Source organism: Streptomyces sp. NBC_00080 (assembly GCF_045041255.1).
Taxonomy (GTDB): Bacteria; Actinomycetota; Actinomycetes; order Streptomycetales; family Streptomycetaceae; genus Streptomyces; species Streptomyces coriariae.
Genome location: NZ_CP108235.1, coordinates 9,432,580 through 9,452,505, shown reverse-complemented (window position 1 = coordinate 9,452,505; position 19,926 = coordinate 9,432,580). Strand labels below are relative to the sequence as shown.

The 19,926-nt window shown below is 70.6% G+C and carries 17 protein-coding genes; 13 read left to right on the top strand and 4 right to left on the bottom strand.

The window, feature by feature from the left end; genetic code table 11:
- Positions 1-107: 107 nt before the first annotated feature.
- Genes OHU34_RS42205 through OHU34_RS42160 form a run of 10 tightly spaced genes read left to right on the top strand, consistent with a single transcriptional unit; the run spans position 108 to position 11,490 of the window.
- Complete coding sequence (locus OHU34_RS42205; RefSeq protein ID WP_405771758.1) at positions 108-1,364, top strand: ATP-grasp domain-containing protein; 1,257 nt, start codon at positions 108-110, stop codon at positions 1,362-1,364.
- Positions 1,361-2,233 (top strand): Rossmann-like domain-containing protein, encoded by an 873-nt coding sequence (locus tag OHU34_RS42200; RefSeq protein ID WP_405771755.1) that lies wholly within the window; start codon positions 1,361-1,363, stop codon positions 2,231-2,233. The genes OHU34_RS42205 and OHU34_RS42200 overlap by 4 nt, the downstream gene beginning before the upstream one ends.
- Positions 2,230-3,318 (top strand): PLP-dependent cysteine synthase family protein, encoded by a 1,089-nt coding sequence (locus tag OHU34_RS42195; RefSeq protein ID WP_230195846.1) that lies wholly within the window; start codon positions 2,230-2,232, stop codon positions 3,316-3,318. Before OHU34_RS42200 ends, OHU34_RS42195 begins: the two co-directional genes overlap by 4 nt.
- Positions 3,315-4,373, top strand: a complete 1,059-nt coding sequence (locus OHU34_RS42190; protein ID WP_405771752.1) for a dipeptide epimerase — start codon at positions 3,315-3,317, stop codon at positions 4,371-4,373. Before OHU34_RS42195 ends, OHU34_RS42190 begins: the two co-directional genes overlap by 4 nt.
- Positions 4,357-5,619: an MFS transporter gene (locus OHU34_RS42185; protein ID WP_405771749.1), complete on the top strand. Its 1,263-nt coding sequence runs from the start codon at positions 4,357-4,359 to the stop codon at positions 5,617-5,619. Before OHU34_RS42190 ends, OHU34_RS42185 begins: the two co-directional genes overlap by 17 nt.
- A 13-nt stretch (positions 5,620-5,632) precedes the next feature.
- Positions 5,633-6,436 carry a bifunctional 2-polyprenyl-6-hydroxyphenol methylase/3-demethylubiquinol 3-O-methyltransferase UbiG gene (locus OHU34_RS42180; RefSeq protein WP_142268252.1) on the top strand — a complete coding sequence of 268 codons (804 nt, stop codon included), beginning with the start codon at positions 5,633-5,635 and terminating at the stop codon, positions 6,434-6,436.
- 35 nt (positions 6,437-6,471) lie between these two features.
- The gene (locus tag OHU34_RS42175) at positions 6,472-8,058 is read left to right on the top strand and encodes an ABC transporter substrate-binding protein (protein ID WP_142268253.1); all 1,587 of its coding nucleotides are present in this window, start codon (positions 6,472-6,474) and stop codon (positions 8,056-8,058) included.
- A complete protein-coding gene (locus OHU34_RS42170) occupies positions 8,055-9,008 on the top strand; it encodes an ABC transporter permease (RefSeq protein WP_405771745.1) in 954 nt (317 codons plus the stop codon). The genes OHU34_RS42175 and OHU34_RS42170 overlap by 4 nt, the downstream gene beginning before the upstream one ends.
- 32 nt (positions 9,009-9,040) lie before the next feature.
- Positions 9,041-9,883 carry an ABC transporter permease gene (locus tag OHU34_RS42165; RefSeq protein ID WP_405771742.1) on the top strand — a complete coding sequence of 281 codons (843 nt, stop codon included), beginning with the start codon at positions 9,041-9,043 and terminating at the stop codon, positions 9,881-9,883.
- Entirely contained in the window at positions 9,880-11,490 is a 1,611-nt protein-coding gene (locus tag OHU34_RS42160; RefSeq protein WP_405771739.1) for an ABC transporter ATP-binding protein, read from the top strand. The genes OHU34_RS42165 and OHU34_RS42160 overlap by 4 nt, the downstream gene beginning before the upstream one ends.
- A gap of 12 nt (positions 11,491-11,502) precedes the next feature.
- On the opposite strand, the gene OHU34_RS42155 is transcribed toward OHU34_RS42160, so the two are convergent.
- Positions 11,503-14,865 carry a discoidin domain-containing protein gene (locus tag OHU34_RS42155; protein WP_405771736.1) on the bottom strand — a complete coding sequence of 1,121 codons (3,363 nt, stop codon included), beginning with the start codon at positions 14,863-14,865 and terminating at the stop codon, positions 11,503-11,505.
- 566 nt (positions 14,866-15,431) lie between these two features.
- Complete coding sequence (locus OHU34_RS42150) at positions 15,432-15,872, bottom strand: VOC family protein (protein WP_142268256.1); 441 nt, start codon at positions 15,870-15,872, stop codon at positions 15,432-15,434.
- A 599-nt stretch (positions 15,873-16,471) separates the two neighbouring features.
- On the opposite strand from OHU34_RS42150, the gene OHU34_RS42145 reads away from it, so the two are divergent.
- On the top strand, positions 16,472-16,963 hold the full coding sequence (locus OHU34_RS42145; RefSeq protein ID WP_142268257.1) for a DUF2975 domain-containing protein: 492 nt from the start codon (positions 16,472-16,474) through the stop codon (positions 16,961-16,963).
- Positions 16,963-17,184, top strand: a complete 222-nt coding sequence (locus tag OHU34_RS42140) for a helix-turn-helix transcriptional regulator (RefSeq protein ID WP_142268258.1) — start codon at positions 16,963-16,965, stop codon at positions 17,182-17,184. Before OHU34_RS42145 ends, OHU34_RS42140 begins: the two co-directional genes overlap by 1 nt.
- Before the next feature lie 225 nt (positions 17,185-17,409).
- On the opposite strand, the gene OHU34_RS42135 is transcribed toward OHU34_RS42140, so the two are convergent.
- A complete protein-coding gene (locus tag OHU34_RS42135) occupies positions 17,410-18,030 on the bottom strand; it encodes a hypothetical protein (protein ID WP_142268259.1) in 621 nt (206 codons plus the stop codon).
- Positions 18,031-18,685: 655 nt separating this feature from the next.
- Between OHU34_RS42135 and OHU34_RS42130 the strand changes: the two genes are divergently transcribed.
- On the top strand, positions 18,686-19,171 hold the full coding sequence (locus OHU34_RS42130) for a hypothetical protein (RefSeq protein WP_142268261.1): 486 nt from the start codon (positions 18,686-18,688) through the stop codon (positions 19,169-19,171).
- 179 nt (positions 19,172-19,350) lie between these two features.
- On the opposite strand, the gene OHU34_RS42125 is transcribed toward OHU34_RS42130, so the two are convergent.
- Positions 19,351-19,689 carry a YciI family protein gene (locus tag OHU34_RS42125; protein WP_405771731.1) on the bottom strand — a complete coding sequence of 113 codons (339 nt, stop codon included), beginning with the start codon at positions 19,687-19,689 and terminating at the stop codon, positions 19,351-19,353.
- Positions 19,690-19,926 lie beyond the last annotated feature (237 nt).

Here is a 19,926-nt window from a genome sequence, read left to right as displayed (position 1 = left end):
AAAATGATTATCGCTAGCGTGTTCCTGCGTGGAGCCCGGCCCCCTTTCCGCATGAGGGTTCTCCGGGCTGCCCTGACGTTCGAACTGCTGGCACGTAAAGGGGAGTTGTGGCTCATCTGCTGATGGTCGAAAGCTGGGTCGGGTCGATGAGCAGACTGCTGCCACGGGCGATCCGGGAGGGCGGGCACGAGTTCACGTTCCTCACCCGCGACCTGCACCACTACCTCCGCTCCGCGACCGAGGGGGTGGCACACCCGCTGCTCGGCGCCCGCAACGTGATCACCTCGGACACCAACGACGCCGACGTCCTGCTGCCGGAGATCGAGCGGCTGCACGAGGTGCTGCGCTTCGACGGCGTGATCACCTCCTGCGACTACTACCTGCCGACCGCGGCGCGTCTCGCCGGGCATCTGGGTCTGCCGGGCTCGTCCCCGGAGGCGGTCGAGAGCGCCTGCCGCAAGGACGCCACCCGCCGTGTCCTCGCCGACGCGGGGGTCCCCGGGCCGCGCTTCGCCGTGCACGAGGAATGGGCCGACATCGTGCGCGCGGCACGGGAGATCGGCTACCCGCTGGTCGTCAAGCCGGTCGACCTGTGCGCGGGCATGTACGTGCGGCGGGTGGACGACGAAGAGCAACTCGCCTCAGCCGTACGGGTGCTGTCGGACTTTCCGGTCAACGCCCGCGGGCAGAGGCGGGAGCCCGCCGTCCTGCTGGAGGAGTTGATGGACGGTCCCGAAGTGAGCGTCGAGACGGTATCGCACGCGGGCGCTGTCCACGTGGTGGGCGTGACCGACAAGAGCGTCGCCGGCGCGCCCGCGTTCATCGAGACCGGGCACATGTTCCCGGCCGCCCTGCCGGCGGCCGATGCCCAGGCCGCAGAGCGGACCACCCTAGCCGCGCTCAAGGCGCTCGGGCTGGTGGACGGTGTGGTGGCGCACACCGAGATCAAGCTGACCTCGGCCGGTCCGCGCGTGGTCGAGGTCAACCCGCGGCCCGCCGGAAACCGCATCACCGAGCTGGTCCGCCATGTGACCGGAATCGACCTGTCCGCGGCCTTCGTGGAGGTGTCCCTCGGGCGCGAACCCGACCTGCGGCGCAGCGCCACAGGGCTGTGCAGCGCGGCCATCGGCTTCCTCGTGCCTCAGAGGTCGGGCACGCTCGAGTCGCTGGACGGTGGCGAACTGCGGGGTGCACCAGGTGTGCTGGAGGTGCGGCTCGCCGAGCCCGGTACGCAGGTGGAGGCGGCGGGCAGCAACAACGAGTACCTCGGGCACGTCATGACGGGTGACGCCGAGGGGCTGGGTGCCCGCGACCACGTCGAGGTCCTGCTCGGTGAGCTGCGGTCCGGGTTGGTGGTCCGATGACCGCCACTTCGGGCACAGCCGGCACGGCGACGGTCGAGACGTACGAGACGTGCGACTCGTACAACGAGCTCGTAGCGCGCGTACGCGCCGGTGTGCTGGGTCCGGATCCGGCGACGCAGCGGATCGCCGTGGCCTTCACCACGCGGCAGGCCGTACGGCACGACGGGCGCGGCACCGGCTATCGCAACGAGGTTCTCGGCCTGCGTCTGGGCAGGGCCGTCGGCTCGTGCGCGGTCGAGCCCGGGGCCCTGCCCGACCGCGCGGTCGAGGAGTGTGTGGGCGCGAGTGTGGCCCGGCTGCTGGAGCATCCGCTGCCGGCGGTGCGCGTGGCCGCGCTGGACGCCTATCTGATGCACGTCACTCCCCACACTCCGCGGAACGGGGCGCGGGCCGTCCCGCTGCCCGCCGGGACGTCGCTGGAGAAGTCCCTGGCCCGGGCGAAGACCGTCGTCGCGCTCCTCGACCTACCGGCAGAGGCAACCGTGCTGGTGGTGGGTGTCGTCAACTCCCTTCTGGAGGAGCTGCGTTCACGCGGCCTGAGCTATGTGCCCTGTGACCTCAAGGGCGGGCTGACCGAGTGGGACGAGACGGTCACCACCGACGCCCTCGCCGCGGCCGGGCGCTGCGACGCCCTGCTGGTGTCCGGGATGACGCTGGGCAACGACACATTCGAGCCGCTGCGGCAGCACGCGCTGGCTCATGGCAAGCAGCTGGTGATGTTCGCCCAGACCGGCAGCGCCGTACTGCCCCGATTTCTCGGCCACGGGGTGAGCGCGGTGTGCGCCGAGCCGTACCCCTTCTTCTGGCTCGACGGCGGTCCCGGCACCGTCCACCGGTACGGCGGCCCCCGTCCGGAGGCCGGTCGATGACCACGACGGCAGTGCGTCCCCTCGCCCGACCGGAACTCCTCGCCCTGCTCGGCCGCACGCCCCTGGTCCGCATCACGGCCGACGTGCCCGGCCCGCACCCAGGCTTCTGGGCCAAACTCGAAGGGCTCGCGGCGGGCGGGATGAAGGCGCGGGCAGCAGTGTCGATGCTGCTGGGCGCCCGCGAGCGCGGCGAACTGCGGCCCGGCGCACCGGTGGTGGAGTCCACCTCGGGCACGCTCGGCATCGGGCTGGCCTTCGCGGGCCAGGCACTCGGCCACCCCGTCGTGCTGGTCGGCGACAGCGAACTGGAACCGGCCATGCGGCAGTTGCTGCGTGCCCACGGCGTGCGGCTGGAGATCGTGGACCGCCCGGCGCCCCGGGGCGGCTGGCAGGCGGCGCGGCTGGGCCGGCTGCGGGAACTGCTCGCCGGGCTGCCCGGCGCGTACTGGCCGGACCAGTACAACAACCCGGACAACAGCGTCGGCTACGCCTCCTTGGCCGCCGAACTCGTCGACGGGCTCGACCACCTGGACATCCTGGTGTGCAGTGTGGGCACCGGCGGCCACAGCGCGGGGATCATCGGCCCACTGCGACGGCGCTGGCCCGCGCTGCGGTTGATCGGTGTCGACTCGACCGGCTCCACCATCTTCGGTCAGCCCGCACGACCGAGGCTGATGCGCGGCCTGGGCAGCAGCATCCACCCGCGCAATGTCGCCTACGACGCCTTCGACGAGGTCCACTGGGTCGGCCCGGCCGAGGCCGTGGACAGCTGCCGCCGCCTGGCGCGCGGCAGCTTCGTCAGCGGCGGCTGGAGCACGGGCGCCGTCGCCCGCGTCGCCGCCTGGGCAGCCCGGGTCCACCCGGGCACGGTGGTCGCCACCGTCTTTCCTGACGGCCCGCACCGCTATCTCGGCACCGTCTACGACGACGACTTCGCCGCGGTCCACGGCCTCGATCCCGCCACGGCGGCCACCCGCCCGGTCGAGATCCTGCACCCCCGCGCGGCCGAGGCCACGGGCTGGGTGCGCTGCACCCGTGTCACCGACCCGCTGAAGGCCGTAACCGATCCGGAAGGGACCCCGTGAAGGCCGGCCTGCGCACCCTGCGCCTCGAACTCACCGAACCGCTGCGCATCTCCCGCTCCGTCATGACCGCGCGCGACGCCGTGTGGCTGACCGTCGAACACGACGGCGTCACCGGCCATGGCGAGGCCGTCACCAGCGTCTACTACAGGCTCGACGCTGAAGCGTTGGAACGGTTCCTCACCGCCGTCGGTGCGGATCTCGCCCGCTTCCCCGACCCGGAGAGCGCCCTGGAGGCGCTACGGGTGGGCGAGTTGGCCGGTGAGGACGCTCCCCCGGCCGTGACCGCAGGCGTCGAGGCTGCGCTGCTCGACCTCGTCGGCAAGCGTGCGGGCAGCCCCGTCCACCGGCTGCTCGGTGTCACCGCACCTCCGGTCGCGGCCACCGCCCGCACCATCGGCATCACCTCCCTCGCCCACGCGGCCGCGCAGGCGCGCTGTCTGTCGGCGGGTGGCTTCGAAGTCATCAAGGTCAAAGCGGGAACTCCCGACCCGCAGGACGACGTGGAGCGCGTCCGCGTCATCCGCGACGCGGCGCCGCGGGCCCGGCTCCTGCTCGACCCCAACGGCGCCTGGACGGTGGCGCAGGCCGAGGCGCTGCTGCACCGATTCGCCGACCTCGGCGTCGAGGCCGTTGAGCAGCCCGTCGCGCCCGGCGACCCGGCAGCGCTGGGCGCGCTGGCCGCGCGCTCGCCGCTGCCCGTCATCGCCGACGAGGACGCCGTCGACCTGGAGGACGTGCGCCGCCTGGCGGGCCGCGTCCAGGGCGTCAACGTCAAGCTCGCCAAGTGCGGCGGGGTGCACGCGGCCCTGCGTATCGCCGAGTTGATCGCGGGCAGTGGCACGGAGCTGATGCTGGGCTGCCTGACCGCCAGCAGTCTCGGCCTCGCGCCCGCGGTCCACCTCGCCGACCGGGCCCGCTGGGCCGACCTGGACGGGCACCTGCTGCTCGCCCACGACCCGTGGACCGGGATCGGCGGCGAGGACGGCGTCGTACGCGCAAGTGACCTTCCCGGCCTGGGAGTTCAGGAGGTGTGGCCGAATGAGGGCGTGGCGTGAGATGAGGCGTTTCCCGCTCGCGGTACAGCTCCTGCTGGTCAACCAGCTCGGTGTCAACATCGGCTTCTACCTCCTCATCCCCTACCTCGCCATGCATCTCACCGACCACCTGGGCATGTCGGCGGCCGTGGTGGGCATCGTGCTCGGCGTTCGCAACCTCAGCCAGCAGGGTCTGTTCATCATCGGCGGCTCCGCCTCCGACCGGCTCGGCGCACGCGGCGTGATCATCGCCGGCTGCGCCCTGCGCACCGCCGGGTTCGCCCTGTTCGCGCTCGGCGACGACCTGGCCGTGCTGCTCGCCGCGTCCGTCCTCAGCGGGCTCGCCGGGGCATTGTTCAACCCCGCCGTACGCACCTACATCGCGCAGGAGGCTGCCGAGCGCAAGGCCGAGGCGTTCGCCCTGTTCAACGTGTTCGCCACTACCGGCGCCCTGATCGGCCCCCTGCTGGGCAGCGCGCTGCTGCTCGTGGACTTCCGCACGTCCGCACTCACCGCCGCCGGGATCTTCGCCGCGCTCACCGTCGCGCAAGCCCTCGTGCTGCCCGTCCGGAAAGTCGAGCCGAGCAGGGGCACGGTCCTCGCGGACTGGCGCGAGGTGCTGGGCAACAGGGCCTTCCTCGCCTTCGCGCTCGCCATGGTCGGCATGTTCACCCTGGAGAACCAGCTGTACCTGCTCCTGCCCGACGGAGCCCGGCAGGCCACCGGCTGGGACGGCGCCGCCGGACTCGTCTTCCTCGTGGGCACCGTCGCCAACCTGACACTGCAACTGCGCATCACCCGCGCCCTCAAGGAGCGGGGGGACCGCGCGCGCTGGATCGCGACGGGCCTGGGGCTGATGGCGCTGGCGTTCCTGCCGCCCGCGATGACGGCCGTCGGATCCGGCGGCCCGGACGGCACTGCCGAGGCGGTGCTGCACGCCCTGCCCGTCCTGGTCGGTGCCCTGCTGCTCTACCTCGGGGTGATGGTCGCCCAGCCGTTCGTGATGGAGCTCGTTCCCGGTTTCGGCCGGTCGGAGCTGACCGGCACCTACTTCGGCATCTTCTACGTGTTCTCCGGCATCGCCGCCGCCGTCGGCAACGCCGTCGTCGGCTGGGCCATGGACACCGGGGAGCGGGGCGACGCCGGCTGGCTGCCATGGACGTGCTGTGCCCTGTTCGGGCTCGTCTCCGCGCTGGGCGTGGCCTGGCTGCACCGGCTCGGGTCGCTGCCGAGCCCGTCGAAGCCCGCCGTTCCCGCACCTGCCTGAGGAGGGACTCGGCATGACCTCTACGACGTTTCCGCACAACCTGCTCACCGACAACCCCGAGCTGTACGAGGCCCGCTTCCCCGACCCCGACCGGCTGGCCGGACGCTGGACGCAGGACCGCCTCGGGCGGCATGGGGCAGGACCGCGCGTGCTCGACATGGGCTGCGGCACCGGACGCGACGCCGCCCACCTCCACAGCGCCGGCCGCGACGTGACCGGTGCCGACCTGTCCGAGTCGATGCTCGCCCACGCGCGCACCCACCACCCCGGGCCCGAATACGTCCGTGCCGACCTGTGCGGCTTCGACCTGGGCCGGGGCGCGTTCGACGCCGTCGTGTGCCTGGACAGCGCTCTGCTGTACTGCCACACCAACGAGCAGCTCCACGCCTTCCTCTCCTCCTGCCGCCGCGCCCTGGCTCCCCGCGGTCTCCTGGTGGCGGAGATGCGCAACGGCGCCTACTTTCTCGGCCGTACCGACCTGCTGGACACGCCCACCGTCGATTCCTTCACCTGGCAGGGCATCGTCCACCGGTCCACCACCACACTCACCGTGGACCGTACGGCCCAGCTCCTGCGCCGCAGGCGCGTGTGGACCACCGACGACGGGTCGGCACCGGTCGAGCAGGGTTCCGCGTGGCGGCTGCTGTTCCCACAGGAACTGCGTCACCTGCTGGCCGCACACGGCTTCGAGGTGCTCGAACTCCACGACGGCCCCGGCCCGCGCACCGAGCCGCCGTGGCCGCAAGGCCGGCCGCCCGGCGACACCACGGATGCGGACCGGCTGCATGTCGTCGCGCGCCTCACCGACTCCCACTGACTCCTCTTCGTCCCCACCACACCCAAAGGAATCCCATGCACGACGAGCGCTTCCCCGGCCCGCATCGCCGCGGCTTCCTCGCCGCCGCCACGGGCGCCGCCTCACTCGGCGCGCTCGTTCTCACCGGGTGCGGCTCCGGCTCCGCGAAAGACACCGACCGTGAGGGCGACGGCAAGCCCACGAGGGGCGGACGGCTGCGCGCTGCGTTCGCCGGAGGAGGCGCCGGTGAGACCCTCGACCCGCACCTGGCCAACCTCTTCGCCGACGCCGCCCGCGCCAAGGCGCTGTACGACAAGCTCGCCGACTTCGGCGCCGACCTGTCCGCCCGGCCCCGCCTCGCCGAGAACTGGGAGGCGAACAGGACCCTGGACCGCTGGCAGGTGACCCTGCGCAAGGCGACCTTCCACGACGGAAGGCCGGTCACCGCCGCCGACGTCCTCTACAGCTACCGTCGCATCGCCGACCCCGAGCAGGCGTTCCGCGCCAGGGCGTCTCTGGAGCCCATCGACCTCGACGCCAGCCGAGCGACCGGCGAGCGCGGCATCGAGTTCGTCCTCAAGCGGCCCACCGCCGAATTCCCCAACGTCCTGGCCGCGTTCGGCGCATACGTCGTCCCGGAGAACTCCGGGGAGTCAGGCGGCTTCGACAAGAAGCCGATCGGCTCCGGCCCCTTCCGGTTCGTCTCCTTCACCCCCGGCCGCTCGGCCGTCTTCCGCCGCTACGACGACTATTGGGAGGGCGCCCCGCACCTCGACGAGCTCGAGTTCGTCGTCGCCAACGAGGAGTCCGCCCGCGTCAACGCACTCCTCGGCGGACAGGTCGAATACGCCCACGAACTCAACCCCACCACCGCGCGCGCCCACGAAGGCAAGGGACAGATCGCGATCGTGCGGCTCCCTGGCAGCGCCATGCAGGGCTTCGCGATGAAGACCGACCGGGCTCCCTTCGACGACCAGCGAGTACGCGAGGCGTTCTTCCTCATAGCCGACCGCAAGGAACTCGTCGACGGCGCCCTGTCCGGCGCGGGTGTGATCGGCAACGACCTGTTCGGCAAGGGCTACGAGTACTACGCCGACGGCCTCCCCCAGCGCGGACAGGACCTCGGCAGGGCCCGCGCCCTGCTCAAGCAGGCCGGTGCCGAGAACCTGAAGGTCACCCTGGACACTTCGGCCGTCGCCGCCGGCTTCATCGAAGCCGCCAGCATCTTCCGCGACCAGGCAAAGAAGGCGGGCGTCACCATCGACGTCAAGATGGGCAGCAAGGACTCCTACTGGGCCGACATCCTCGACAACGGCACCCTGTGCTGCTATCGCTCCGGAGCCATGCCCGTCGAGGCCCACATCTCCCAGCGCCTGCTCAGCGCCTCCACCACCAACGCCACCAAGTGGAAGCACAAGGACTTCGACGCCCTCTACCAGCAGGCCCAGTCCACCCGCGACAAGACCGAACGCGCGGCCGTCTACGAGCGGATGCAGCGCCGCCTGTACACCGAGGGCGGGTTCCTCATCTGGGGCTTCGCCGACTGGATCCTCGGCACGGCCCGAAGGGTGAAGGGAGTTTCGGCCAAGGCTCCCGCCAACACGCTCGACTGGGCCCGCTTCGACAAGGTCTGGCTCGCGTGAGCGGATTGCGTTCCTTCGCCGCCCGGCGGCTGCTCCTCGGCGCCCTGCAGACCATGGCCGTAGTGCTGCTGGTCTTCGCGCTCACCGAGGCCCTGCCGGGTGACGCCGCCGTCGCCCTGGCCGGCGACCAGCCCGACCCGGCTCGCATCGCTGCCCTCCGTGAGGCCATGCACCTCGACCGGCCCGCCTACGAGCGGCTCACCGACTGGGTGACGGGCCTGCTCCACGGCGACCTCGGCACCTCCCTGACGTCCGGCCGCCCGGTCGGCCAGTACATCTCCGACGGTTTCGGCCCCACCCTGCTGCTGGCCACGCTCACCGCGGCCCTGCTCGTCCCGACCGGCTTCGGCCTCGGCGTGCTCGCCGCCCGTCGTGAAGGCCGCCTCGCCGACCGGTTGATCAGCTCGGTCACGCTCGCCGTGTACGCGGTGCCCGAGTTCGCCCTCGGGATCCTGCTGGTGAGCGTGTTCGCTCTGCAGCTGCGCTGGCTGCCGCCCACCGCAGTCGGCTACGGCACCGACCTGCCGGGCCATCCGGCCGCGCTCGTCCTGCCCGTGCTCGTCCTGCTGGCCCGCCCGGTCTGCTCCCTGTCCCGCCTGGTGCGGGCCGGCATGATCGATGCGCTCGCCTCCCCCTACGTGGCCCAGGCCCGCCGCTACGGTGTCTCCGGCACCCGTATCCGCTACACCCACGCTCTTCCCGGCGCCCTCGCCCCCGCGGCCCAGCATCTCGCCCGCACCATCGACTGGCTGCTGTGCGGCGTCATCGTCGTGGAGGCGCTCTACGTGATCCCGGGACTCGGCACCGTCCTGCTCAACGCCGTCGCCGAACGCGACGTGCCGGTGGTCCAGGGGCTCGCCGTGGTGTTCGGCATGCTGACCGTCGTACTGAATCTGGGCGCGGATCTCGTCGCCCGCCGTCTGGCCCCTCGGGCGGGTGTGGTCGCGTGAGGAAGTTGCGGACGGCCCGCTTTGCCCTCGGCATGACGATTGTCGCCCTCCCCCTCGCGCTCGCCCTGCTGGGCCCGCTGTTCGCGGGCGGACCAGGGCCGCGGGCGGCGTCCTTCACCCTCGGCGCCGACCACTGGCTCGGCACCGACTTCGTGGGCCGTGACGTATGGCGTCAGGTACTGCGCGGCGGCAGGCCGGTGGTGCTGACCGCCCTCGCCGCCACCGCCCTGTCGTATCTCGTCGCGCTTCCCGTCGGCCTGCTCGCAGCGCTCACCCGTCGCCGCCTGCTGGAGGAGCTGCTGATGCGGCCCCTGGACGTCCTGCTCGCCGTCCCGTCGCTGCTGCTGATCCTGCTGGCCGCCACCGTGCTCTCCCCCGGCCCCGTCGGTCTGGCCCTGCTGGTAGCACTGGTGAACGTGCCGGACGCGGCCAGGCTCGTGCGCGCCGCCGCCGCGGAGGCCGCCGCCCGGCCCGCGGTCGAGGCGCTGCGCATGCAGGGCGAGACCTGGTGGCGCACGGCCGTCGGCTACGTCGGCCGCTCCATGCTGCGCACCCTGGCCGCCGACACCGGAACCCGGCTGACCGGCGTGCTGTACCTCGTGGCCACGGCCGCCTTCCTCGGTGCCGGGGTCGCCCCGGATGCCGCCGACTGGGCGGTCATGGTCGACCGCAACCGCATCGGCCTCTTCGTCCAGCCATGGGCCGTGGTCGTCCCCGCCCTGCTGATCATCGCCCTGACGACGGGCACCAACCTCCTCTTCGACGCCGCGCTCGTGGACGCCCGCCCAAGCGACCGGGGCCGGGGCCGGGGCACGACGCTCCTGGACGCGACCAGGACCACCAACAGCCCGGCAGGGAGTGAAGCACGCCCGTGAACCACGCAGACGACACGACAGAGCAGGTCGACAGTCCCGCCGGCCTCGGTCACACCACGGAGGAGCCCGTGGCCGAGCTCCGGAACCTGCACGTCGAGGTCGGCGGCAGGGCGATCGTCCACGGAGTGAGCCTCAAGGCCCTCCCCGGCAAGGTCACCGCCCTGATCGGCACATCCGGCAGCGGCAAGACCACGACCGGTCTCGCCCTCCTCGGCGAGTACCCACCCGGCGCCCGCGTCACCGGCGACGTACGCCTGGCGGCCGACGGACCGGTCGGCTACATCCCCCAGCACCCGGCCGCCGCCCTCAACCCCGCCCGCCGCGTCACCGCCCTCCTGACGGACATCGCCCGTGCCCAGGTACGCCACCTGCCCCGTGCCAAGCGCCGGTCGGCGGCCCGCGAACGCGTCCTGCGCGCCCTCGCCCAAGCCCAGTTCCCGAACGCCGAAACCTTGGTGCGCCGCTACCCGCACCAGCTCTCCGGTGGCCAGCAACAACGCGTGGTCCTCGCCCAGGCCCTGCTGCTGGGCACCCGGGTCGTCGTCGCCGACGAGCCCACCACCGGTCAGGACGCCCTGACCAAGGCCCGGGTCGTCGAACAGTTGGCGGCCGTCGCGGCACGTGGCATCGCCGTCGTGCTGCTCAGCCACGACCTGGACGTCGTACGGTCACTCGCCGACGAGGTGATCCTCATGCGGGCGGGCCAGGTCGTGGAGTCGGGCCCGGCCCAGCGTCTGCTGCTCGCACCCCGGCACGAATGGACCCGCGAACTGCTGACCAGTCAAACGCAGTTCACGCAATCGGAAGGCTCGACCGGCACCGGCCGCACCGTCCTGAGCGTCCGCGACCTGACCGCCCGTCACCGCGACGGCACCCGTGGCACGACCGAGGTACTGCGGCTGGCCGAACTCGACCTGTGCGCGGGCGAAAGCCTGGCCGTCCTCGGCCGCTCCGGAAGCGGCAAGACCACCCTCGCCCGCTGCCTGGCCGGACTCCACCGCGAACACGACGGAGAGATCCTCCTCGACGGCACACCGCTGCCCCGCAGCCTGCGTGACCGCAGCCGCGCCCAACTGGCGTCCGTGCAGTACGTCTTCCAGGACGCGCGTGCCGCCTTCGACGAACACCGCCCCGTGCTGCACCAGGTCGCCCGCACCGCGATACGGCTGCGCGGCACCGCGTCCGCCCCCGCGACACGGGAGGCCCTGGCCACGCTGAGCGGCCTCGGCCTGCCGGAGGACCTGGTCCGCCGACGCCCCGGACAGCTCTCCGGCGGCGAACTCCAGCGCGCGGCCCTCGCCCGCGCCCTGCTGGCCCGGCCCCGCGTCCTCCTCTGCGACGAGATCACCTCCGGTCTCGACCCGATCACCCGCCGGGACATCCTCGGCATCCTCACCGCCCTGCTCCGCGACCGCGACGACCTGTCCCTGGTCCTGATCACCCATGACCTGAACACCGCGGCCCTGGCCCACCGCATCGCCGTACTGGACGCCGGCGAAATCATCGAACAAGGCCCGGCACAGCGAGTCCTCACCGCGCCGAGCCACCCGTTCACCGTGTCACTCACGGAAACAACGACACGACTGGGGGCGGGAACGCGCATCTGACCGTCGCCCGCCCTACTTGATGCCGATCTCGGCCAGTTGCAGGCGGAACTTGGTGGACTCGTCGGAAGCCGGAGTGCCGAGTCCGGTTGCCGTCACACGCAGGTAGCGGCCGGTGGTGGAGGTGAGGTTGTAGGTCTGGGGGGTTCCGCTCGGATTGGACTGTCCGGTGACGGTGCGGGCGGTGGTGTAGGTGCTGGATCCGTCGGGGCGCGTCTGGATCGTGAAGTCGACGGGGAAGTTCGCCGAGCCGCCGCCGGCTCCGCCGATGTCGGTGCGCGGGTGAAGGGTGACGGAGCCGATGGACCGGTCGGCGCCGAGGTCGACCTCGATCCACACGGGTGTGGCGCTGACGTCGGCGGAGGGGAAGTCGATGCTGGTGAAGCCCTTGGCGCCGGTGACGCTGGTGGTGGTCCCCTCGATGATCCGGGTCTTGCCCCAGTCACTGTTTTCGAGCGTGCAGTTGGCCGTGACAGTCGTCGCGGCGGTCGGGACGGTGAGTTCGGCGAGTTGCAGGCGGAACTTGGTGGACTCGTCGGTCGCCGGGGCACCGAGTTTGGTGGCCTGAAGGCGGACGTGGCGGGCGGTGGTGGTCTTGAAGCCGTACGTCTGGACCTGTCCGCCGGGGTTCGCCTGCCCCGTGACGGTGCGGGCTGTGGTGTAGGTGCTGGATCCGTCGGGGCGCGTCTGGATGGTGAAGTCGACGGGGAACCCCGCGGTCCCGCCTCCGGCCGCCGGTGTGTCGGTGCGGGGGAAGAGCCGTACGGCGTCGAGGTCGGTGTCGGCGCCGAGGTCGATCTCCACCCACACGGGGTTCGCTGCGACGTCGGCGGAGGTGAACTCGTTGCTGGTGTACCCCCGGGCACCGGACACGCCGGTGAGCCTGCCGTCGGTGAGCCGGCTCCGGCCCCAGTTGCTGTTCTCCAGGCTGTTGTTGCTGGTCACCGGTCGGCTCAGGGCCAGGTCGTCGAGGCGGCCGGTGCCCGTCGCCGTAAACGTCCAGGTGCCTGGCTGGACCTTGAAGTAGATGTACGAGGAGTCCTTGCCGTCATGGCTGAGACCGTTGACGCTGCCCGTCGAGGAGCCTCCGGTGAAGACGGTCGTGCCGTTCGCCTTGACGACGGGCTGGAGGCCGCCGTAGGTGGGTACACCCACCCGGGCGGTCGTCCCGTCCGGCGAGGTGAGCGTCAAGGTCACCTGGGTTCCGTCGCGTGTGATGCCCACGCGGATGTCACCCTCGACGGTCGGCGCCACGGCGTTGATCTTCGTGAGGGTGCCGGTCTGGGGTACCACCTCGTAGGTCTCCCATCCCGCCTTGGTGGGGCGGACGCCTGCGGCATAGGCGGACAGGGCGTACAGCGGTCCGCCGTTCCACGCGTGGTTGTCGGTACCTTCCGACTTGACCCAGACCTCCCACAGGGTGTGGCAGGCGGGGTCGGTGACCTGGGCGGCGAAGCGGTTGCGCATCCGCTCCTCGGCGACCGTGGCCGCACCCATGAGGTACAGCGCCTCCAGGACGTAGAACTCCATGTAGGGGCTGGCGTTGAGGTGGGCGCGCAGCACGTCGGTGATCGCCGGGTAGTGGCCGGCGGCGGCCAGGCCCGCGACGACGGCGAGGGCGTTGGCCCGGTCGTCGGTGTCGCCGGTGTAGCCGGGAGAGCGGTACTCGTTCTTCGTGGAGTTCCACAGCAGGGCGTCGAAGTTGGCCTTGATGCTGGTGCGCCGGGCCTGCCATCCGGCGACGTCGTCGGTATTGCCGCTGAGGTCGGCGAGTTTGGCCGCGGTGTCCAGGGCCAAGTAGTACCAGCAGTTGTCCAGGACGCGGGTGTCGATGTTGCTGCCCCAGTCCTGCCAGTCCCAGTCACCGGCGCGGTGGACCACCAGACCGTCGCTGCCCAGGCTCCACAGGTCCAGATACTTCTTCACCGCCGGGTAGGCGCCGGTGACCGTGCTCGTGTCGCCGGTGTAGAGGTGGAACGTCCAGAACGACCACACCGAGGCGAGCATCTGATGGGGCAGCTCGGCGGTCCAGATGGTCGAGGGCATCGGGGAGTAGAGCGCCCCGCTGTCCTTCTGCCAGGCCGCCAGCTGGGAAATGGCCTTCTTGCCGAGGGCGTGGGAGTTGGTGTCGAAGGTGTAGAAGCCTTCCTTCAGCTGGTTGACGACGTCGCCCCACCACTGGGCGCGTTCGCGGGTGGGGCAGTCCATGTAGTTGTCCCGCATGTTGACGTACATGGTGCGGGCGGCCTTGGTCCACACGGTGTCGAAGAAGGGGTCGCTGCTGGTGAACGACCCGGCGAAGTCGGTGTCGTAGCCGCTCTCCCGGTACTTGAGGTCCACGATCGTCACGCCCGCCGGGATGGTGTAGCGCACGGCGGTGCCGCTCATCCAGCCCAGAGCCTCGAACTCCTGGACCCCGCCGGCGCAGACGTAGGTGGCGCGGACGTTGAAGATGGTGGTCTGGTCGATACCGACCAGACCGCGGCCGTCGTCGTAGTGGTCGGTCTGGATACCGATCACCGCGCCTGCCGGAGCGTCGACCTTCAGGTACGGCGTGACCTGGATGTCGGACGGCAGGGTGGCCGAGACCGCCGTGGAGCCCTGGCCGGCGCTCGGGAGCGAGGCGTCGTTGGTGTAGGTCTTGAGGCCGGAGTAGCGGAACTGCGGAATCGGCCGCTCGACGAGGCCGTTCCAGGGGGCGGCTCCGGCCGCGCCGAAGTCCGTGGGGGCGCTCCAGGCGCTGTCGTCGAAGCCGGGTGACTGCCAGTCGGCCATGGCGGCGGCGTTGCGGGCATCGTAGTAGACGTTCGATTCCGGAAGCCGGAAGTTGACCTGGGTGCCACTGGTGTTGTTCGAGTATCCCGGGTGGACCGTGTGCTTCCACCCGGTGTCGCTGACCAGTCGGGTGACCGTGGATCCGGTCGTGATGTCGGACTGGAACAGCAGACCACCCTTGCCGCTGCTGCTGTGCGAGAAGCCCTGCTTGCCGAAGTACCGCACCAGCAGTGCCACCGTGTTGGTGCCACTGGTCAGGTACGGGGCCAGGTCGATCTCGTCGTAGTAGGTGTCCGTACGGTTCGGACCGCGCTTGAGGCCGCCTTCGAAGACCACGAGTGTGCCGTTGACCCACAACCAGTACTTGGAGTCGGCCGCGATCCGGGTGACGGCCGTCGAGGGTGCGGAACCCAAGGTGAACGATCTACGGAAGGCCACCCACTGGTTCGCCGAACTGGACGGCGCCCAGACCCACTTGGCGGTCCACGAGACCGCCGCCGACGCCGTCGGCGCCGACCCGGGCAGGATCAGGGAACCCAGGGTGGGCGCCAGGGCCACAGCTATGGCCGAGCGCAGGGCGGACCGGCGCGTTACGTCGTGCATCGCGGGCTCCAACTGTCGATGTGGGGAGAGGGCGGCAAACGCGCCGGCAAGCCGGAGTCGAGCGGAACGGGATGATCGGTTCCCGAGGTTTGAAACGTTTCATTCACGTGTTTGCAGGCGAGATCTTCGTCCTGTGCGTGGCGCCGTGTCAATGGTCGTGCAGTCGGCGTTCTCACGAACGTCCGGAGCACGGAGGGAAGTCTGCGCAGTTCAGGAGAACGGGGCACAAATGGAGCAGGCGGCGGCGCAGCGCCGTGACGTTGCGGGGCAGAGGTGCGACGAGTGCGGCGAGTGTCGCTTGTTCGATCTTCCTGCCACGCGGATCCGAGTGCTTGCCACGCGGACCCGAGTGCTTGCCACGTGGATCCGAGTGTCCGTCCCGGCCCGTCCCGGCCGTCTGACCGAGCGCCGCAGTCGGCCGGTCCGAGCGTTGCACCGGCCGGCGCGAGCGACCGGACAAGAGGCCGGTTCCCCACGGCGCGTACATGATCACGGTCATTCCGGTCAGGCAGACCGGGGCACCGCCTCGATGATCTCGTTCGGCTGCATGGTTCGGTTCCTGCTTCTCAGCGCAGTTGCTCGGCCAGTCCGACGATGATGCCCTCCGGGCCGCGGAGGTAGCAGAGCAGATAGCTGTCCTCGAACCGGGCGATCTCGCCGACGAGTTCGGCGCCGTGAGGGCGCAGGCGGGCAACGGTGTCCTCGATGTCGTCGACGGCGAACATGACGCGGTGCGTGCCCAGAACGTTGTGCGGCCGGTTGCGCGGACCGTCGCTGATCGCCGCGGGGCTGCGGTACTTCGCCAGCTCGAGCCGGCTGTGACCGTCCGGGGTCCGGACCATCGCGATGTCACAGTGCACCCCGTCGAGTCCGGTGCACCGGTCGGCGACGAGACCCTCGACCTCCGCCCGGCCCTCCAGCTCCATACCGAGTTCCACGAAGAACGCGATGGCGGCATCCAGGTCCTCGACGACGATGCCGACATTGTCCATCCGCTGAATCGCCATGCTGGATTCTCCTTCTTCCTCGTGCGGCCGGTGGTGGCCGCTGATGTCCCTGGGACGGAGCCGGTGGCACGTTCTCGACATCCTCAGACCGCCGAACTCCGAAAAATCCGAATCGCAGCTCAGCACCGGTACAGCAGGCCCGCGCGCCAGGCGCCACCACCCAGGGTGAGCGCAGCGCAGGGGGCGCTCCCATGAAGAGGATCAGCCGCAGCGTGCCCTCCCCGCTGCCCATGCTTCCTCGACGATTCACAGTGCGCACATGTGAACATTGCGCCTCCCCAATTGATCCACGGCACCGGTCACCCCCGCGGGTGGCGTTCCCCGTGCCACTCCCCTCGCCGCACCCGTCCGGGCCGGCGCAAGCCGACCGCGGCGCCGACATGACTGCGTGGCTCCCAGGACCCGGCCGGCGGCCGCGCGGCTGCCCGGCGTCACCGGCCCGGATGGGGGCCGGTGGTGCGGGAGGAAGGCCGGCTCGCTCTCCCGCGCCCTGGCCGAACAGCTCGCCCCGACCCGCGCCGCCCCTCCTCCATCACATCCCTTGCCCGACCTGTCGAATCTCGATAGATTCCCATCGCGATTCGATAGAAGGATGGATCATGGGAATGCTGACCGTGCGTGCACTGCGCGCCCTGCTCGTGGTGGTGCTCGCCGGCACCGTGTTCGTACAGGTGTTGATGGTGTGGACATTGGTCAGCGGGAACGACCAGGAGGACGGGTCGCTCCCGCTGACCGCGCTGCGCGTGATCACGATCCTGGGCATGGTGTCGGCCCAGGTCGCCCTGGTCTGCGTATGGCGGCTGGTGACCATGGTGCGACGCCGAACCGTGTTCTCCGACGCCGCCTTCCGGTACGTGGACGGCGTGATCGGCGCGATCGTGACGGCTGCCCTCGTATGGTTCGCGGTCACGGCAGTCAATGCTCCGGGCCAGCGGGACGACCCGGGCGTCACCGTCATCATGGGCGGGGTCGGCCTGGCCATCCTGGGGGTGGCACTCATCGTGCTCGTGCTACGGATGCTGCTCGCCCAGGCCGTCGCACGCGACGCCGAAGCGGCGCAGATGCAGGCCGAGTTGGACGAGGTGATCTGATGCCGATCGCCGTCGACATCGACGTGATGCTGGCCAAGCGGAAGATGTCCGTGGGCGAGCTGGCGGACCGCGTAGGGATCACTCCCGCGAACCTGGCGGTACTCAAGAACGGCCGCGCCAAGGCGGTGCGCTTCGCGACGCTCGCCGCGCTCTGCGAGGTGCTCGAGTGCCAGCCCGGCGACCTGCTGCGCTGGGAGGCCGAGGACGCCGCAGCCGACTGACGCGCCCTTCCAAAATCATGGAGTTCTCGACGCGCCGTGGTCCTGGTGGAGGACCGCACCTGCTGACGCATCGCCGACCCCGCCTGCCTCGGACAGACTCCGCGGGCATCACGGGGCCGCGCACGCGTAGAGCACAGCCCTGCGCGAGGTGAGGCCCCGCCGCGACGGGGATGGCCCAGCGGGGCCCGGGGGCAGCCTGCTACCGGAACGCGGCAGGCGGACGGATCAGTAGTTGGCGTTGGCGAGGATCTCGCCGTTTCTGTCGTAGACGGTCACCAGCCCGTTGTCGGACTCGTAGCACGACGTGAACGCGGAGGCGATCAGCTTGCCCTCGCCCTGGTGCGGTCCCATCAGCCCGCCGGTGAAGTCGGTGAACACCTCGGGAGCATCCAGGATGTTGTTCCGCTTGTCGGCGCCGGTGACCTTCGTGACGTGCTTGATCGCAGCCTGCTCGGTGGGCGTGCCGGACTTGGCCACGCAGGCCTGGAATTCCTCGGCCTGCGTCTTGGTCGACCCGGCCCGGTCTTCCTCCCCGGCGGGCTCTTCCTTCGCAGCCTCGCCCTTGGCGTCGTCGGTCGTCGACCTGCCGGTGGCCGCCACAGCCTTGTCCTTGTTGCTGTCGTCCGTGGACTCGCCGCCGCTCGTCGCTGCTCCGATGATGCCGATCACGACGAACAGGCCGATGATGCCGGCACAGCCGAGCCCGATGATCTTACCGGCGCTGGGCTTCTTGGGCGGGAGCGGCTGGAAGGGCGGGCCGGCGTATCCCGGAGGAGTCTGGGGGCCACCCCACCCGGGCTGTTGCTGGTTGGGCTGGTGCGGCTGCTGCGGGTATTGCTGGCTCATGTGGCCCCCTGAGATGGATATGACTTACGGGTGTGTTACTAGCGAAAGAGCTGCCTGGTTGCGCCGAACCCGCAAAGATCACCCGATCGTGGCGAACTGGGCTCCCGTCGGGGTGATTTCGGTGGGCCCCCGGGGCCGACCTGCTATATGCGCGTGACAGGGGCGGCGATCGCACATGACTCAGGCGAAGTTCTGTGAACTCCGTTCGTGCTTCCTCCGGGGTCTTCCTGCCGTTGAAGAGATCGTGGACGAGACCGCCCCGCGTGCTGCTCGTCGTCGGCGCCTTCGGTGCGTCGCGCAGGCCACTCACGAGCCGGCTGATCTCGGCGAAGGCTTCGGGGTCGCTCACGGGGGCGTCCCTTCCTCGGCCGGGCAGGAGTGGCAGAACCTCCTGGCCCGCTTCGAGCGGCGGCAGATCGCCCTGGGGGCGTCTGCGCGCGTGGAAGCCGAGGAACAGGCCGGCTCGACGGGGTCGCTGCGACCGAGGCCGGCCTCGCCGTCGCAGCGCAGAAGCTCGCCGTCATGCGCGAACTCACGGCCCGACACTCCGTCGTCCACCTCGACATGCCCGATCCCCGTGACGTCGTCGCGCGCATCGGCTCCGATCGGGGAAACGGGGATGCGAAGCAGCGGCCCTGAGGCCTACAACGAGGGGATGACAATCTTCTTCTGTTCCAAGTGCGGCAGTGCGATCACGCCGGAGCTGGCCGAGCTTGCCGTCGTCCCTGACTTCTCCAACGACGAGCGCGACCGGGACAAGGAGACACGCCGGGCACCTTCCACCGTTCCGCGGGGCCGCTACGCGATCGATCCCGAGCCCTGGGGACCTCCCTACGTCGCGCAGGACGATCAGGAGGACCCGAAGCCGGCTCAGTCGCGGGGACTTGTGGTCTGCAGGCAAGGAGACTACGTCGTCTCGGCGGGCAGCCGACAGACGGTGCTGGTGCACCCCGACGACGCCGAAGGCCTTCAGCCACTACCCAACTGGGAGAACAGCAGCGGGTGTTGCGGACCGACGGGCGACGAGGGGCTCAACCGGGCCTGCCCCTGCGGTGCTCCGGTCGCGACCCTCGCCGCTGATTGCTGGACGCCCTACGAACTCCACCTCGATCCCGTCCGGACCTACGCGTTCTCCCAGTAGGACCGCGAAGCGCACGTCTCGCCACGGACACCCTGGCCGGACCAGTGTCGGTGTCCGTCAGGCCATGCCGCCCCCAGGATCGCCCACAGGCACGCAGGCACGCAGACACGCAGCTTGCCGAACCCGCTAGGCACAAACGACTTCCGGCCCGGGCCCCAGCCGGGCCAGGTCCTCTTCGATCAGACGGCCGAGTCGGGCATGATCTCCCGGACCTCTTGCGCGCAGCGGCACGCGGCAGCGATTTTGGCAGCCCACTCCAGCGCATCCGCACGTGAGGGCACATCGATGATCGAAAACCCGCCGAGGACCGCCTTGGTCTCCGGGTACGGGCCGTCGGCGACGGTCCCGTCGGTGGCCACGACGCTCGCCTGCTGCCTTTCCAGCCCGCCACCGAAGACCCACACACCGGCGACCTGAGCCTCCCGCACCACCTCGTGCGAAGCCTCGGCCACCTCGAGCAACTCCTCCTCGGGAAAGGTCATCGCGCCGTCATCGAACGAGATCAGGTACCGCGTCATGCATGGCTCCCTCGGCCGTCGGCCTCCTTCGGCGGCCTCTCACGATACGGGGAACGCCTCCCTCCAGGACCGACACTCGCCCAGCCTCCGCAGCAGGGCGCGGCGCTGCAAGAGAACCACCCACCGGCCCAGGACGTCGGTCGGGAGCGTCCGGCCGACGCCGGACTGGAGCGTTCGTGACAGGCGTTCCGGGTACGGCGGAGGACATGATCGCCCATACGCTCTCCGCAGCCTCTC